The sequence below is a fragment of the Lysobacter concretionis Ko07 = DSM 16239 genome, from assembly GCF_000768345.1.
In the GTDB taxonomy this organism is placed as follows: Bacteria; Pseudomonadota; Gammaproteobacteria; order Xanthomonadales; family Xanthomonadaceae; genus Novilysobacter; species Novilysobacter concretionis.
Genome location: NZ_AVPS01000006.1, coordinates 196651 through 212691, shown reverse-complemented (window position 1 = coordinate 212691; position 16041 = coordinate 196651). Strand labels below are relative to the sequence as shown.

Genomic DNA, 16041 nt, shown 5'->3' with positions numbered 1-16041 from the left:
ACTTTGGGCGTCATCAAGAAGAGCCAGCCGGCACTCGTCGGTGTGGATATCAGTTCGACTGCGGTCAAGCTTTTGCAGCTTTCACGGGCGGGCAACCGCTATCGCGTGGAGCATTACGCGGTTGAGCCGCTGCCGCCCAACGCGGTGGTGGAGAAGAACATCGTCGAGCCGGAAGCCGTGGGCGAGGCGATCAAGCGGGCGATGGCACGTTCGGGAACCCGCGCAAAACACGCCGCCGCGGCGGTGTCCGGATCGGCGGTGATCACCAAGGTGATCCCGATGCCGGCCGAGCTGGAAGGCGACGAACTGGAAGCGCAGGTCGAGCTGGAAGCGGTCAACTACGTGCCGTATCCGATCGAGGAAGTGAACCTCGACTTCGAAGTGCTCGGCGAGATGCCCGGCAGTCCGGAATCGGTGCAGGTGCTGCTTGCCGCCTCGCGCTCGGAAAACGTCGAGGTCCGCGCCTCCGCGCTGGAACTTGGCGGGCTGATCCCTAGGGTGATGGATGTGGAAGCGTTCGCGATCGAGAACGCGTTCGGCCTGCTGGCCGACCAGTTCACGGTCCCGCGCGATGGCCTGGTGGCGCTGATCGACTCCGGCGCGACGATGACGACGCTCAACGTGCTCCGCAACGGTCGCAGCGTGTACAGCCGCGAACAGGTGTTCGGCGGCAAGCAGTTGACCGACGAGGTCATGCGCCGCTACAGCCTCAGCTACGAGGAGGCGGGTCTGGCCAAGCGCCAGGGCGGCTTGCCCGATACCTACGAGGCCGAAGTGTTGGAGCCGTTCAAGGAAGCCCTGGTCCAGCAGGTCAGTCGCCTGCTGCAGTTCTTCTACGCCGGCAGCGAATTCAACCGGGTCGACCAGATCGTGCTCGCCGGTGGCTGCGCTGCGATCGCCGGCATTGCCGCAATGGTCGAGGAGCAACTCGGGGTGCCGACGATGATCGCCAACCCGCTGGCCCACATGACCCTGGGGCCGCGCGTGCAGGCCCATGCATTGGCCCAGGACGCGCCCGCGTTGATGATCGCCTGCGGGCTGGCCCTGAGGAGCTTTGACTGATGGCACGGATCAACCTTCTCCCGTGGCGCGCCGAGCGCCGCAAGCAGCGCCAGAAAGACGCCATGTTGATGCTGGCGCTGTCCGCGCTGGCGGCCGTCGTGCTGTCGTTCCTGATCGTGGGTTACCACAATGCCCAGATCGACGGCCAGAACGAGCGCAACAGTTTCCTGAAGGCCCGTATCGCCGAGGTCGACAAGCAGATCGAGGAAATCGACGAGCTGGACCGGAAGAAATCCAAGCTGCTGGCGCGCAAGGAAGTCATCGAGGAGCTGCAGGCGAACCGCTCCCAGATGGTTCACCTGTTCGACTCGCTGGTGCGGACGATTCCCGATGGCGTGATCCTGACCTCGATCAAGCAGGACAGCGAGACGCTGACCCTGGAAGGACGCTCACAATCCAACGCGCGCGTCAGTACCTACATGCGGAATCTGGAAGGCTCGGGCTGGATGACGCGTCCGGAGCTTTCGATCATCGAGGCGAAGGGGTTCGACAAGGGCCTGCCATACGAATTCAAGTTGCAGGTCAAGCTGGCCAACCCGAATGCACCCACCGACGAGGATGGCGACGGCGTGCCTGATCCGGTAACCGCAGACGCTGCTGTGCAGACCACGGAATCTGCACCGGCGCCGGCCGATTCGGCATCGACCGCTCCGGCGGATGCCGCCGATGCGGCGACCCCGGCTGACAGTCCCGCAGCCGAGGTCGAAACTGCGGCCGCCCCTGCCACCGGAGCCGACTCGTGAGCAAGAAGATCAATATCAAAGAGCTGGACTTCAACAACATCGGTGGCTGGCCGCAGCAGGCCAAGATCGGCCTGTGCGTGATCATCGGCCTGGTCATCGTCGGCCTGAGCTGGTGGGTCTTCGTGCGTGACCAGCGCGAGACCCTGGCCGGTCTGGAGCGCACCGAGACCGAGTTGCGTACCGAGTTCGAAACCAAACAGGGTCGTGCTTCCAACCTGGAGCCGTTGAAGCTGCAACTCGCGCAGATGGAGCAGCAGTTGCAGCAGATGCTGCGCCAGTTGCCGAGCAAGACCGAGATGCCCGACCTGATCGTCGATATCTCCCAGACCGCGCTGGCGACCGGCATCTCCAACGAGCTGTTCCAGCCCGGCCCCGAGCAGCCCAAGGAGTTCTACGCCGAAAAGCCGATCGCATTGCGCATGGTGGGCACCTACCACCAGTTCGGTGGCTTCGTCAGCGGCGTGGCGTCGTTGCCGCGGGTGGTCATCATGACCATGCACGACATCTCGCTGAAGCCGCGCGGCAAGGACAAGGATTCGGGCATCACCGTCAATTCGCCGCTTGAGCTGGCAGGTACGGTCAAGACCTACCGCTACCTCGACGAGGAAGAAATGGCGGAGCAGAACAAGCCGGCCGAGACCGGCAAGAAGGGGGGATCCTGAGATGCATGACCTGATTGGGCATGGCCTGGCTGTGTGCAGCCGTAAACTCGCTCCCCGGTTGTTGATCACCGCACTGGCGGCTGTGGCGCTGGCCGGCTGCACCCGTGGCGTCACCAGCACGTATGGGGACGCGCCCAACCTCGAGGGCTGGGTGGCCGACGTCAAGACCCGCCCCGCACCGCCGCTGGATCCGCTGCCGATCATGCAGCAGTTTGAAACCTTCGAATATGCGGCCCATGGCCTGCGCGATCCGTTCAGCAACGCATTCACCGACCGCGACGGCAGCAACGGCCTGCGTCCGGATTCGGACCGCCGCAAGCAGACACTGGAACAGTTTCCGCTGGACACGCTGGATATGGTCGGTACGCTCGGCCAGGGCAGCGGCACCGTGGCACTGGTGATGGCGCCCGACAAGGTCACCTATCGGGTGAGCCCGGGGGCTTACATGGGGCAGAGCGACGGTCGTGTGACCGGGGTATTCGAAGACCGCATCGAGTTGGTTGAACTGGTGTCGGACGGTGCGGGGGGCTGGCTTGAACGCCCGGCTTCGCTCGCCTTGGAAGATCAATAAGGATTGGGGAATTAGCACGATGACCGTTTTCAAAGCCACACGATCGCGACGTGCGCAGCGCCCCTTGGTGCTTCGCCATACGGGTTTCGGCCTGCTGCTGGGGGCCGTCGCGGCATTCACAGCCGTCCACGCTGCCGAGCCGGTTGCCACCATGTCCGGCCCGGCTACGACCGCCATCGGGCAGGTAGCGCCGGTGTCGAGCCTGGACCCGTCCAAGCAGGTCGCCGGCACCATTGCGGTGTCCAACATCGACTTCAAGCGCGGTGACGGCGGTGCCGGGCGACTGATCCTGAGCTTCACGGGCGAGGGCGCCGCCCCGGACCTGCGCAACCAGGGCTCGAAAGTGGTGATCAATGTCGCCAACGCGTCATTGCCCGCTTCCCTGCAACGGCCGCTCAACGTCTCCGATTTCGCTACCCCGGTGGGACACATCGACGCGCGCAGCAGCGGCACCGGCACCACCCTGGTGCTGGATACCGAAGGCGCATTCGAGTCGATGGCCTACCAGACCGGCAAGGACTACGTCGTCGAGATCGTGCCGCGCGCGGCCGTGGCCAAGACCGGCGCCGGCAAGCGCGGCAGTGCGGCGATGGGAGCCACCAGCGCCACCGACACCACCAGTGCCAAGGCTTACGGCGGCCGTCCGGTGACGTTCAACTTCCAGGACGTGCCGGTGCGCACCGTGCTGCAGCTGGTCGCCGAGGAATCCAACCTCAACATCGTTGCCGCCGACACCGTGCAGGGCAACGTCACCCTGCGTCTGATCAACGTGCCGTGGGACCAGGCGCTGGACATCGTGTTGCAGGCGAAAGGCCTCGACAAGCGCCGCAGCGGCAACGTGGTCTGGGTCGCACCGCAGGCCGAGCTCGCCCAGCATGAGCAGGCGCGCGAGGATGCCCGCATCGCGATGTCGAACCGGGTCGAGCTGACCACCGAATACATCCAGATCAACTACCACAATGCCGGCCAGATCTATAAGGCACTGACCGAGGCGAAGGGCGTCGGCGGTTCCGGCGGCAGCGGCAGTGGCGGTTCCGGTGGCAGCAGCAATACCGACACCGGTTTCCTGTCGCCGCGTGGACGGCTGGTGGCGGACGACCGCACCAACACCCTGATGATCAGCGACACGCCGAAAAAAGTCGCCGAGATGAAGGAGCTGATCGCGGTGATCGACCGTCCGGTCGACCAGGTCGTGATCGAGGCGCGGGTGGTCATTGCGACCGAGAGCTTCTCGCGGGAACTGGGGGCGAAATTCGGTATCAGCGGCACGAAGGACAACGTTGGATTCAGCGGTGATCTTGAAACGAACAGGCTCAACCTGAACTCGGTCAACGATGGCGACCCGACGACCAACACGATCACCCGCAGCCTGATGAGCAACCTGGGATCGATTGCGGAAAATCCGGGTGCGTTGGCGCTGTCGATCCTCAATGCCGGTTATCTGCTGGATGTCGAGCTGTCGGCCCTGCAGGAGCAGGGGCGTGGAGAGGTGATCTCCAACCCGCGCGTGGTTACCAGCAACCAGCGCGAAGCGTCGATCAAGCAGGGCAAGGAAGTCGGCTACGTGACCATCCAGCCGGCGACCGCGGGTGGCGTGGCCACGCCCAGCGTGCAGTTCAAGGAAGTGCTGCTTGAGCTGCTGGTAACGCCCACCATCACCAACGATGGCCGCGTGTTCCTGGACATGAATATCAAGAAGGACGAGTTGGACGGCTTCATCACCACGGGCATCGGTTCGGTGCCGCAGCTGAGCCGGCGTGAGATCAACACGGCGGTGCTGGTGGAGGACGGGCAGACGGTCGTGGTCGGCGGCGTGTATGAAATCCGTGATCGCGATGACGTCAGCAAGATACCGTTCCTGGGCGACGTCCCGTTCCTCGGCAATCTGTTCAAGCGGAAGGGCAAGAACCGCGAAAAGGCGGAGCTGCTGATCTTCGTGACCCCCAAGGTGCTTGAGGTGTCGCAGCGCAATCACCGCAACTGATCTACGGGATCGGCGGTAACGGAACGGAGCCTACGGGCTCCGTTCCTGTTTGGGGGTGCCCTGTTTGGGGATGCCCTGTTTGGGATGCCCTGTTTGAGGTGTCCTGCTTGTGGGAGCCCGTTGACGGCTTTGGCATCGTGAAGCGGGCGTGGCCGAGTTGAACCTCGTCACGTCGCATGGGTCAAACTCGACCCGGACCCGAAGCCGAGACCCTGATGGACGAGTTTGCGATGGATGAAATCCCGACCGACGGTGATACCGACGCCGGCACCGCCGATCACACCGAATCTGCCCGTCTGCGTGCGGCTTTCGATGAACTGCGGTTGGCGTTGTCGGCCGAGATCATTGGCCAGGCGGCGCTGGTCGAGCGCCTGCTGATCGCGCTGCTGGCCGATGGCCACCTGCTGGTGGAAGGCGCGCCGGGACTGGCCAAGACCAGTGCGATCCGGGCGCTGGCGGCCCGGCTGGATGCCGAGTTTGCGCGGGTCCAGTTCACCCCGGACCTGTTGCCGGCCGACCTGACCGGCACCGAGATCTGGCGGCCCCAGGACGGCCGTTTCGAGTTCCTGCCCGGGCCGATCTTCCATCCGATCCTGCTGGCCGACGAGATCAACCGGGCGCCGGCCAAGGTGCAGTCCGCGTTGCTGGAGGCGATGGGTGAGCGGCAGGTGACCGTCGGCCGGGCCACTTACCCGTTGCCGGCCCTGTTCCTGGTGATGGCGACCCAGAACCCGATCGAGCAGGAGGGCACCTTTCCGCTGCCGGAGGCGCAGCTGGACCGGTTCCTGATGCATGTGAGGATCGGCTACCCGGAAGCGAAAACCGAGGCCGGCATCCTCAAGCTCGCCCGCGACCGGGCGCGCAATGCGCTCAAGCCTGCGGTCGAGGCCGCGCAACGGCTGTCGCAGGCGGATGTGTTCGCGGCCCGCAACGCGGTACTCGACGTGCATCTGGCGCCGGCGGTGGAGCGTTACCTGATCGAGCTGGTGCTGGCCTCGCGCGATGCCCGGGCCTACGACGCCCCGCTGGCGCAGCGGATTGCCTGGGGCGCCAGTCCGCGCGGGTCGATCGCGCTGGAACGCTGCGCGCGTGCACACGCCTGGCTGCTGGGGCGCGACTTCGTGACGCCCGATGACGTCCGCGCGGTGGCCCCGGATGTGTTGCGCCATCGCATCCTGCCCAGTTACGAGGCGACCGCCGAAGGCTGGGATGGCGAGCGTCTGGTGAAGGAGCTGCTTGCCAGGGTGCCGTTGCCGTGATGGCGGACATCCCCCGCGTGGTTACGCGCCGGGTTCCCGCCTGCGGAACGCCGGACTTCTGTCTCTCAAGGGGACCTTCTTCGGGGCGCAGGAGCGGCTTCAGCCGCGATCGGAAACCGTCCGTGCGCGCCGATTCCAGCTCGCGGCTGAAGCCGCTCCTGCAGGTGGTTGTCCCGCGTGACTGACGGCATCACTCCCACCCTTGCTGAACTGGTCGCGCTGCGTGCGGCGGCCAGCGGACGGCGCGGGGCCAAGCTCGGTCGTCACGGTATCAGCGGTCAGGCGCTGTCGCCGATGCGTGGGCGCGGCATGGAGTACGCCGAATCGCGCGAGTACATCGCCGGCGACGACGCCCGCCACATCGACTGGCGACTCACCGCGCGTACCGGTCGCGCGCACACCAAGCTCTACCAGGCCGAACGCGAACGACTCACGCTGATCGTCGCCGACACCGCGCCTTCGCTGTATTTCGGCACCCGCACGCGGTTCAAGTCGGTGCAGGCCGCGCGCGCCGGAGCGGTGGCGGCGTGGATCGCGGTGCGTGATGGCGACCGCATCGCCGCGTTGCGCGGCAGCCGTCGCGAGCCGCCGGTGCCGCCGGCGGGCGGGCCGCGTGGCGCATTGCGGGTGCTGGATGCGCTCGTGCGCTGGTACTCGCAGCCCCCTGCCGAGGACGCCGGCCTGGCGGTCGCCCTCGACCATGCCCAGCGCCTGCTGCGGCCCGGTTCGCGACTGGTCGTGCTGGCCGACCCGCGCAGCGTGGCGGAGTTGCCCGAGCGGCGCTGGCCGGTGCTGGCCCAGCATCATGAAGTGGTCGTGCTGCTGATGACCGATCCGCTGGAGTCGGCCCCGCCGGCGACCACGCTGCCATTCCGGAGCGGCGACGAGCGGGTCGAGATCGACCTCGGCAGCGCCACGCAGCGGCAACGCTGGCGGGCCGAATTTGTCGGTCCGATGGAAGCCGCGCTGGCAACCTTGCCGGCGTGCGGTGTGCGCGTGCAGGCCTTGTCCACCGATGCCGCCAGTGAGTCCTGGTTGTCGATGCTGGGCCGGCAGCGGCCGATGGTGGCGTGATGCAGGATCCGTCGCTGGTGTTGCGGGATATCCACCAGCCGCCCGCGCCGCCGTGGTGGCCGCCGGCGCCGGGTTGGTGGCTGCTCGCAGCGCTCCTGCTGCTGGTGGTGGCCGCTGCGCTGTGGTGGCTGCGCCGTCGTCGGCGTCGCCACGAGGTCATCGTGAAGTTGTTCGGCGATGCCGTGGCCACGGGCGCCACGCCGGCGGCGGAAGTCGCGGCGATGTCCGAACTGCTGCGCCGTGCCGCACGCCGCATCGACCCCGCCGCCGACCGCCTGCAGGGCGAGGCGTGGCTGGCATTTCTCGACCGTGGCGATGGTGGTGCCGGCAAGCGTCGCGCGGCAAGACGCGCGACCAATGAATTCACCCAAGGCCCGGGCCGGTTGTTGCTGGACGGCGGTTACCGGGCCGATGTCGATGCCAGTGAGGTGGCGGCACTGCGGCCGCTGGTGCGCGCCCGTTTCCTGCAGTGGATGGCGAACCGATGATCGACCAGTGGATGGCATCGCTGACGGCGTGGCTCGACGGTTTTGCATGGCCGTGGCTGTTGCTGGTGCTGCCGCTGCCGTGGCTTGCGCGCTGGCTGCTGCCGGCGCGGCACAGCACCTCGGCCGCGTTGAAGGTGCCTTTCGATGAGCGCATGCAACGGCTCGGAGGCGCCGCCGGTGGTCTGCGTTCGGGCGCGGTGTCCTGGCTGGCATGGTTGGCCTGGGCGCTGTTGTGCGTGGCGGCGGCGCGGCCGCAACAACTGGGCGAGCCGATCCAGCCGCCGCATCAGGGGCGCGAGCTGATGCTGGCGCTGGACCTGTCGGGCAGCATGAGCGAGCCGGACATGCAGCTGGGCGGTCGTGCGGTGGACCGGCTTACGGCGGCCAAGGCAGTGCTGTCGGATTTCCTCGACCGCCGCCAGGGCGACCGGGTCGGCCTGCTGGTGTTCGGTCGCCGCGCCTACGTCCTCACGCCGCTGACCCAGGACCTGGTCAGCGTGCGCTCGCAGCTGGCCGACAGCGTGGTCGGACTGGCCGGGCAGGAGACCGCGATCGGCGACGCGATCGGGTTGGCGGTGAAGCGCCTGGCCGCCGGGCCGGCGGCCCGCGCAGGCGATGAGCACGTGCTGATCCTGCTGACCGATGGCGTCAACACCGCGGGCCTGCTGGAGCCGCTGAAGGCCGCGGAACTGGCCCGGGATGCCGGGGTGCGCGTGCATACCATCGCCTTTGGCGGGGACGGATCGATGTCGCTGTTCGGCTTCCAGTTGCCGATGCCCGGCGGGGGCGACGAGGTCGATGAGGCGACCCTGCGCAAGGTCGCCGAAACCACCGGCGGGCGGTTCTTCCGGGGGCGCGACACCGCGGAACTGGCCGGCATCTATGCCGAGATCGACCGCCTGGAACCGGTCGAGCGCGCCGGCCTGGCGGTGCGGCCGAAGATCGAGCGCTATGCCTGGCCGCTGGGTGCCGCGTTCGTGCTGGGCCTGCTGGCGTTCGCCCTCCCGCAACGGAGGCGCGCATGATCCCGCCGTTCGACACGCTGCACTGGTTGCGGCCCGACTGGTTGTGGGCGATGGCGGTGCTGCCGCTGCTGGCGGGCTGGTGGTGGCAGCGTCGCCGCCGCGCCAACGTCTGGCACGAGGCGGTCGATCCGCACCTGCTGGCGCACCTGCTGGACCGCGGCGACAAGGTGCGCGGCCGGCTGGCGTTGGCCATCGGGATGTTGGGCTATGTGCTCGCGGTGCTGGCGCTGGCCGGGCCCAGCTGGCGCCAGAGCGAACAACCGTCGTGGCAGGGGCAGGCGCCGCTGGTGATCGCGCTGGACCTGTCCAGCGCGAGTCTCGCCGGCGACCTGCCGCCGTCACGGCTGGCCCAGGCGCGGGCCAAGCTGGCGACCTTGCTGCGCGAGCGCAAGGATGGCCAGGTGGGTCTGGTGGCCTACGCGGGCGCGGCCTTCACGGTGGCGCCGCTGACCGGGGACGCCGCCAACGTCGCCTTGTTCCTGGAGGCATTGCACCCCAACGTGATGCCGGTCGATGGCCAGCGCAGCGACCGTGCCATCGCCTGGTCGGCGCGGCTGCTGGCGCAGGCGGGGTTGCAGCGCGGGCGGATCCTGCTGCTGACCGACCATGCCGATGCGGCAACGCGTAAAGCCGCCGCTGACGCCTGGGCGCGCGGCTATTCGGTGTCGGTCATCGGTCTGGGCACGGCCGATGGCGCGCCCTACCGGGCCGCGGACGGCACCATCCTCCATGCGCGGCTGGACGCCGATTCGCTGCGCCAGTTGGCGGCGACGGCGGGCGGCGACTACGTCGCGCTGACGCGGGACGACAGCGACCTGGCACGGCTGGGTGTGCTGGATCCGGACGACCAGGGCATCGCTGCCGGTGGCGATGCAGAGCTCGCAGGTCAAGCCGGCGGCAAGTCGGGAATGAGCTGGCAGGACGACGGTTACTGGCTGCTGCTGCCGTTGATGGCGCTGGCGCTGCTCGCATTTCGGCGTGGCGCGCCGGTGGTGGTGCTGGTGCTGTGCCTGTGGCTGCCGGGACGGTCCGCTCATGCTGCCGACCTGTGGCAGCGCCCCGACCAGCGTGCGCACCGCACGATGGAGCAGGCCGCGCAGGCCTACCGGCAGGGTGATTTCGCCATGGCCGCGAAACTCTATGGCGAGCTCGACAGCGCCGAGGCCGACTACAACCGCGGCAACGCACTGGCGCGGGAAAGTCACTACCCCGAGGCGATCGAAGCGTACGAGCAGGCCCTGCGTCGCAATCCGGCGATGCCGGACGCGTTGGCCAACAAGCAGGCGGTCGAGGCGGCGATGAAGCGCCAGCCTCCGCCGGATCAACAAGGCCAGGGCAACAACGAAAGCAGCGCCGGCAATCGGGATGAAGACGATCAGGGCCAGCAGGCTGGCCAGCAAGGCCAACAGCCGCAGGCATCCCGGGATGGCCCGGGTTCGCCGCAGGATGAATCCGGCCAGGGCAAGCCCGACGAATCGACTCCCCGACAGGATGGCGAGACATCGCAGGATGGCGGGAACCCGCCGCCGGAATCCCCCACCCCGGCGGATGCTTCATCCCAGCAGGCCGCCGACCAGGCCCAGCGCGAGCGCATGCAGGCGGCGCTGGCGCAGGCGCAGGCGGAAAAGGATGCGGGCAAGGACGACGCATCGACTGCGGAAGCCACGCCGGAAAGCGCCGAACAACGCGAACGCCGCATTGCCAACGAGGCCTGGTTGCGGCGCGTACCGGACGACCCGGGCGGCCTGTTGCGGGAGAAGTTCCGGATCGAATACCAGCGCCGCCTGCAACAGGGGGGCGCGGAGGAATGAAGTCGATGTCGCGAGTGTCGCTGCAGATCGTCGTGTTGTTGCTGCTGTCGTTTTCCTGTCTGGCCGCGACCGCGCAGACCCGGGCGTGGCTGGATCGCGACCGCATCGCCTTCGGCGAGACGGTCACCCTCAATATCGAAACCGACGCCAATGCCGCGCCGGATTACGGCCCGTTGCAGGCCGGGTTCGATATCAGTGGCCGCAGCAGCCGGCGCCAGGTCGAGCTGGGCAGTAGCGGTGTCCGGACCCGGACCTTGTACGCGGTGGCGCTGCGCCCCCGGCGCGATGGGGTGATCACGATCCCCGGCCTGAGCGTTGGCAACCAGCGCACCGACCCGCTGGTGCTGGTGGTGGCTCCGGCCAGCACGGTACCTCCGGCGGGGGCGGGCGACGATGTGTTCCTGGAGAGCGAGCCCGACGACGCCAGTCCCTATGTGCAGCAGGCGGTCGGCTGGGTGGTGCGGCTGTATTCGGCGGTGCCGCTGGTGTCGGGTCAGCTCGACCAGCCCGCCCCGGATGGCGCGTCGCTGCGCCAGGTCGGCGACGACGCGCAATACAGCCGGCAGATCGACGGCCGTCGTTACCAGGTGATCGAGCGCCGCTACCTGCTGATCCCCGAGCGCAGCGGCGATCTGGTCGTTCCCGGTGCGACGTTCCAGGGCCGGGGCGCATCGGGATTCTTCGATGAATTCCTTGGCGGTGGTGGCGCGCTGCAGGCGCAGGCCCCGCCGCGGAAGGTGGCGGTGCAGCCCGTGCCCGCGCAGGCACCGCAGCCCTGGCTGCCGTTGCACGGACTGACGTTGAACTACCGCGCCACGCCGCAGCAACTGCGTGTCGGTGAGGCGGCGACGCTGACCGTCGAGGCCGTCGTCGACGGTGCGAGCGCCGCCCAGATGCCGGAGTTGCAGTTGCCGCCTGTCGACGGCGTGCAGGTGTTCGCCGAACCCGTCCAGGCCGACGAGCGCTTCGTCGATGGCCGTCCGCAGGTGACCCTGACCCGTCAGTTCGCATTGGTGCCGTCGCGCGCGGGTCCATTGAGGATGCCGGGCCTGCAACTGGACTGGTGGGACGTGGGTGGCGATCAGGCCCGCATTGCCCGGCTGCCGCCGCTGGAGTGGACCGTCGCCGCGGGCACGGGCGGCAGGGCCGGAAGGCCGCCGTCGGCATCGGCTGCGCCTGCCGCTGCCAACCCGCCCGCGTCATCCAGCGGCCCCCCCCACGGCATCGTCCCTGCCGACCGGCGCGGACCGGCGCTGGGTGTTGGCGACCGCCGCATTCGGCCTGCTGTGGTTGCTGACCCTGCTGTGGGGCCTGCATCGCCAGCCCGCACACGTTGCCGCGAACCCGTCCGCAGCCATGACCCACGCGCCGGCGGCAAAGCCCGGCATCGCGGCCTTCAAACGGGCGCTCGACAGCGGTGACTTTGACGAGGTCGCCGACCGCCTGTGTGCGCTGGCGCAGCCGCCCGTGCAGGGCCTTGACGAGGTGCGCGCGCGCCTGGCCGATCCGGCCCAGGCCGATGCCGTGGAGGCCATGCAGCGCGCGCGCTGGGGCGGTGGGGATGGCGTGGTTGCGCGCCGCTTGATGCGCGACGCGTTTGCCCGCGGCCCGCGTTGGCGCCCGTCATCGGCAGCGCCGCCATCGCCGTTGCCGCCGCTGTATCCGGACACCTGAGCGCGCGGAGTCGTGACCAAACGGCCGCGGGCCTGGTAATGCGGTTTGCTAAGCTCGGCCGCTGTCCTGGGGAAGCCATGCTATGACCGACGCGAACACCCGTCCCGGAAAGAAGCAGAAGATGCCGCTGCACTGGAAGATGGCGATCGGCTTCATCGTCGGCCTGGCTTTCGGACTCATCGCCTACGCGTCCGGCCTGGGTGAGTGGCGCGGCCTGCCGGCTGACCACCTGTTGTGCGCGGTCGGCGGAGACGCGGAGGCGGCCTGGCGATGCACGCCGTGGCTGAAGCTGTTCACCCAGTACGTGACCGATCCCTTCGGCCAGTTGTTCCTGCGGCTGATCTTCATGCTGGTGATCCCGCTGCTGTTCTCCGCGCTGGTGATGGGCGTCAGCGAGATGGGCGACATCAACGCGCTGGGCCGCATCGGCTGGCGCACGCTTGGATTGACCGTGCTGATGTCGTCGATCGCGGTACTGATCGGCCTGGTGCTGGTCAACTGGATTGCGCCGGGTGCCGGCGTGGATCCGGCCCTGGCGCAACACCTGATGGCCGAGAACGCCGACCGGGCGCGTGGCATCGTCCAGGACGGTGTCGCTTCCGACAGCGGAGTGGGCATGCTGCTGTCGATCGTGCCGGACAACGTGGTCGGTGCCGCCGCCGACGGCAGCATCCTGGCGGTGATGTTCTTCGCGCTGATGCTGGGCATCGGCATGGTGTTGACGCCGGGGACGACGACCGACCCCCTGCGCAAGGCGATCCAGGGACTGTTCGAGGTCTCCATGACGCTGATCGGCCTGGTGATCCGGCTGGCGCCCTACGCGGTCTTCTGCTTCATGTTCAATCTCGCCGCGCTGTTCGGCTGGGACCTGCTGGTGCGGCTGGGCGCGTATGTCGGTGTGGTCTTCCTGGCGCTGGCATTGCATATGTTTGTGGTGTACTCGCTGGCCTTGAAATACCTCGGCGGACGCTCGCCGCTGGTGTTCTTCCGCGGCGTGCAGGAAGCCATGGTGTTGGCGTTCTCGACCGCCTCCAGCAACGCGACGCTGCCCACCGCGCTGCGCGTCGCCGACACCGAGCTCGGCCTGCCGCGGCAGGTGTCCCGCTTCGTGCTGACGGTGGGCGCCACCGCCAACCAGAACGGCACCGCGCTGTTCGAGGGCGTCACCGTGATCTTCCTGGCGCAGTTCTTCGGCGTCGACCTGAGCCTCGGCCAGCAGGTGCTGGTGATGATGGTGTGCATCCTGGGCGGGATCGGCACCGCCGGCGTGCCGTCGGGATCGCTGCCGGTGATCGCGATGATCTGCGTGATGGTCGGGGTGCCGCCGGAAGGCATCGGCCTGATCCTGGGCGTCAACCATTTCCTCGACATGTGCCGGACCACGCTCAATGTCACCGGCGACCTCGCCATTGCCGCGATCGTGTCCAAGGGCGAGAGCGACACGAAGATGGATGCTCCGGCCGCTGCCGCGACGTGACGCCGGGGGCTGACGCCCCTGGATGCGGCAGACGACAGCCGCACGCACGGGAGCGGTCGGGAAATCCGCCGGCATCGGCAAGGTAGGACGGGTTATTTGGCCGCACGCGCGGACTCGGCGACAATTGGCGCCCGCCGGCCCGGGTATCCGGGTCGGGTCGAGCCTTCCCTTTCTGGATCCGCCATGCCCACGCCCAGCCGCCGCGACCTCGCCAATGCCATCCGTTTCCTCGCCATCGACGCCGTCCAGGCCGCCAATTCCGGCCACCCCGGCATGCCGATGGGCATGGCCGACATCGCCGAGGTGCTGTGGAACGACTACCTGAGCCACAACCCGGCCAACCCGGGCTGGTTCAACCGCGACCGCTTCGTGCTGTCCAACGGCCACGGCTCGATGCTGCAGTACGCGCTGCTGCACCTGTCAGGCTACGACCTGTCGATCGATGACCTGAAGAACTTCCGCCAGCTCGACTCCAGGACCCCCGGTCATCCCGAAAACTTCATGACACCGGGCGTGGAAACCACCACCGGCCCGCTGGGCCAGGGGTTCGCCAACGCGGTCGGCATGGCGCTGGCGGAGAAACTGCTGGCGCAGCGCTTCAACCGCCCCGAGCACGCGATCGTCGACCACCGCACCTGGGTGTTCATGGGCGATGGCTGCCTGATGGAAGGCATCTCGCACGAGGCGGCGTCGCTGGCCGGCACCTGGGGCCTGCACAAGCTGGTCGCGTTCTGGGACGACAACAAGATCTCGATCGACGGCAACACCGATGGCTGGTTCACCGACGACACCCCGGCACGGTTCGAGGCTTACGGCTGGAACGTGGTGCGTGATATCGACGGCCACGACGCGGACGCAATCAAGCGCGGCATCGACCAGGCGCTGCTGTGCGTCGACAAGCCGACCCTGATCTGCTGCCGCACCACGATCGGGCACGGCTCGCCGAACAAGGCCGGCAGCGAGTCCAGCCACGGTGCGCCGCTGGGGCACGACGAGATCGCCGCCACCCGTGGCGCGCTTGAGTGGGAGCACGAGGCCTTCCACATCGCGCCGGCGATCTACGACGGCTGGCGCGTAGGCCAGGTCGGCCAGTTCCGCGAGGACCAGTGGAACGAGGCGTTTGACAAATACGCGGCGCGTTTCCCGGCCGAGGCCGCCGAACTGATCCGCCGCTCGCACGCCGAACTGCCGGACGGCTTCGCCGCCGCCGCCGATGCGTACATCGCCAAGCTGCAGGCCGACGGCCCGGTCGTCGCCTCGCGCAAGGCCTCGCAGATGGCGATCGAGGCGTTCGCGCCGCACCTGCCGGAGCTGATCGGCGGTTCGGCCGACCTGGCCGGCTCCAACCTGACCCTGTGGAGCGGCAGCAAGTCGGTCACCACCGACGACCGCGACGCCAACTACATCTATTACGGCGTGCGCGAGTTCGCGATGACCGCGATCAGCAACGGCCTGACCCTGCACGGCGGCTTCATCCCGTACGACGCGACCTTTCTGGTGTTCAGCGACTACGCCCGCAACGCGGTGCGCATGAGCGCGCTGATGGGCGCACGTGCAATCCACGTCTACACCCACGACTCGATCGGTCTGGGCGAGGACGGCCCGACCCACCAGCCGGTCGAGCACCTCGCCAGCCTGCGCTACATCCCCAACAACGACGTCTGGCGTCCGTGTGACGCGGTCGAGTCGGCGGTGTCGTGGAAGGCCGCGATCGAACGCGCGGACGGTCCGAGCTGCCTGGTGTTCTCGCGTCAGAACCTCGACCACCAGCCGCGCAACAAAGCCCAGGTCGCCGATATCGCCCGCGGCGGTTACGTGCTCAGGGACGGCGGCGCGAACCCGGACGTGATCCTGATCGCGACCGGCTCGGAAGTCGGTCTGGCGATGAAGGCCGCCGCGCAGCTCGGCGACAACGTGCGTGTGGTGTCGATGCCCTCGACCGACGTGTTCGAGCGCCAGGACGCGGCATACCGCGAATCGGTATTGCCGAAGTCCTGCCGCAAGCGGGTCGCGATCGAAGCCGGCGTCAGCGGTTTCTGGGGCAAGTACGTCGGCCTGGACGGCGCGGTGATCGGCATCGACACCTTCGGCGCCAGCGCCCCGGCGGACAAGCTGTTCCCGCACTTCGGCTTCACCGTCGAGCGCGTGGTCGAGGTGGCGCGCTCCTTGGGCTGATTCCGCCGGTGGCCATGGCAGGGGCGGATTGCCCTG

14 protein-coding genes are annotated in these 16041 nt (G+C 68.1%); all 14 read left to right on the top strand.

Annotation, left to right across the window (positions count from 1 at the left end; translation table 11 throughout):
* The first annotated feature begins 3 nt into the window (after positions 1-3).
* The 14 genes from N792_RS09185 to tkt all read left to right on the top strand — a co-directional run bounded on the left by N792_RS09185 (position 4) and on the right by tkt (position 16005).
* Positions 4-1062, top strand: coding sequence for a pilus assembly protein PilM (locus N792_RS09185; protein ID WP_036194276.1), 1059 nt, complete (start codon positions 4-6; stop codon positions 1060-1062).
* A complete protein-coding gene (locus N792_RS09180; protein ID WP_036194274.1) occupies positions 1062-1805 on the top strand; it encodes a PilN domain-containing protein in 744 nt (247 codons plus the stop codon). Before N792_RS09185 ends, N792_RS09180 begins: the two co-directional genes overlap by 1 nt.
* Complete coding sequence (locus N792_RS09175; protein WP_036194272.1) at positions 1802-2467, top strand: type IV pilus inner membrane component PilO; 666 nt, start codon at positions 1802-1804, stop codon at positions 2465-2467. The genes N792_RS09180 and N792_RS09175 overlap by 4 nt, the downstream gene beginning before the upstream one ends.
* Positions 2468-2477: 10 nt before the next feature.
* Positions 2478-3038, top strand: a complete 561-nt coding sequence (locus N792_RS09170) for a pilus assembly protein PilP (RefSeq protein ID WP_425478873.1) — start codon at positions 2478-2480, stop codon at positions 3036-3038.
* Positions 3039-3057: 19 nt separating this feature from the next.
* Positions 3058-5022, top strand: a complete 1965-nt coding sequence (locus N792_RS09165; RefSeq protein WP_036194270.1) for a type IV pilus secretin PilQ — start codon at positions 3058-3060, stop codon at positions 5020-5022.
* A gap of 230 nt (positions 5023-5252) precedes the next feature.
* Positions 5253-6281 (top strand): AAA family ATPase, encoded by a 1029-nt coding sequence (locus N792_RS09160; protein ID WP_084105658.1) that lies wholly within the window; start codon positions 5253-5255, stop codon positions 6279-6281.
* A 168-nt stretch (positions 6282-6449) separates the two neighbouring features.
* Positions 6450-7355 carry a DUF58 domain-containing protein gene (locus tag N792_RS09155; RefSeq protein ID WP_036194268.1) on the top strand — a complete coding sequence of 302 codons (906 nt, stop codon included), beginning with the start codon at positions 6450-6452 and terminating at the stop codon, positions 7353-7355.
* A complete protein-coding gene (locus N792_RS09150; protein WP_036194266.1) occupies positions 7355-7843 on the top strand; it encodes a DUF4381 family protein in 489 nt (162 codons plus the stop codon). The genes N792_RS09155 and N792_RS09150 overlap by 1 nt, the downstream gene beginning before the upstream one ends.
* The gene (locus tag N792_RS09145) at positions 7840-8868 is read left to right on the top strand and encodes a vWA domain-containing protein (protein ID WP_052103886.1); all 1029 of its coding nucleotides are present in this window, start codon (positions 7840-7842) and stop codon (positions 8866-8868) included. The genes N792_RS09150 and N792_RS09145 overlap by 4 nt, the downstream gene beginning before the upstream one ends.
* Entirely contained in the window at positions 8865-10679 is a 1815-nt protein-coding gene (locus N792_RS09140) for a VWA domain-containing protein (RefSeq protein ID WP_036194264.1), read from the top strand. Before N792_RS09145 ends, N792_RS09140 begins: the two co-directional genes overlap by 4 nt.
* 5 nt (positions 10680-10684) lie before the next feature.
* Entirely contained in the window at positions 10685-12100 is a 1416-nt protein-coding gene (locus N792_RS09135) for a BatD family protein (protein WP_198025586.1), read from the top strand.
* Positions 12036-12353 carry a hypothetical protein gene (locus N792_RS14005; protein WP_052103852.1) on the top strand — a complete coding sequence of 106 codons (318 nt, stop codon included), beginning with the start codon at positions 12036-12038 and terminating at the stop codon, positions 12351-12353. The genes N792_RS09135 and N792_RS14005 overlap by 65 nt, the downstream gene beginning before the upstream one ends.
* Positions 12354-12435: 82 nt before the next feature.
* The gene (locus N792_RS09130) at positions 12436-13830 is read left to right on the top strand and encodes a dicarboxylate/amino acid:cation symporter (protein ID WP_036194262.1); all 1395 of its coding nucleotides are present in this window, start codon (positions 12436-12438) and stop codon (positions 13828-13830) included.
* A 183-nt stretch (positions 13831-14013) separates the two neighbouring features.
* Entirely contained in the window at positions 14014-16005 is a 1992-nt protein-coding gene (gene tkt, locus N792_RS09125; protein ID WP_036194260.1) for a transketolase, read from the top strand.
* Positions 16006-16041 lie beyond the last annotated feature (36 nt).

Coding starts and splice junctions, on each gene's coding strand:
- N792_RS09180 (WP_036194274.1), top strand. CDS start 1,062: ATGGCACGGATCAACCTTCTCCCGTGGCGCGCCGAGCGCCGCAAGCAG.
- N792_RS09165 (WP_036194270.1), top strand. CDS start 3,058: ATGACCGTTTTCAAAGCCACACGATCGCGACGTGCGCAGCGCCCCTTG.
- N792_RS09160 (WP_084105658.1), top strand. CDS start 5,253: ATGGATGAAATCCCGACCGACGGTGATACCGACGCCGGCACCGCCGAT.
- N792_RS09150 (WP_036194266.1), top strand. CDS start 7,355: ATGCAGGATCCGTCGCTGGTGTTGCGGGATATCCACCAGCCGCCCGCG.
- N792_RS09145 (WP_052103886.1), top strand. CDS start 7,840: ATGATCGACCAGTGGATGGCATCGCTGACGGCGTGGCTCGACGGTTTT.
- N792_RS09140 (WP_036194264.1), top strand. CDS start 8,865: ATGATCCCGCCGTTCGACACGCTGCACTGGTTGCGGCCCGACTGGTTG.
- N792_RS09135 (WP_198025586.1), top strand. CDS start 10,685: ATGTCGCGAGTGTCGCTGCAGATCGTCGTGTTGTTGCTGCTGTCGTTT.
- N792_RS14005 (WP_052103852.1), top strand. CDS start 12,036: ATGACCCACGCGCCGGCGGCAAAGCCCGGCATCGCGGCCTTCAAACGG.
- N792_RS09130 (WP_036194262.1), top strand. CDS start 12,436: ATGACCGACGCGAACACCCGTCCCGGAAAGAAGCAGAAGATGCCGCTG.
- tkt (WP_036194260.1), top strand. CDS start 14,014: ATGCCCACGCCCAGCCGCCGCGACCTCGCCAATGCCATCCGTTTCCTC.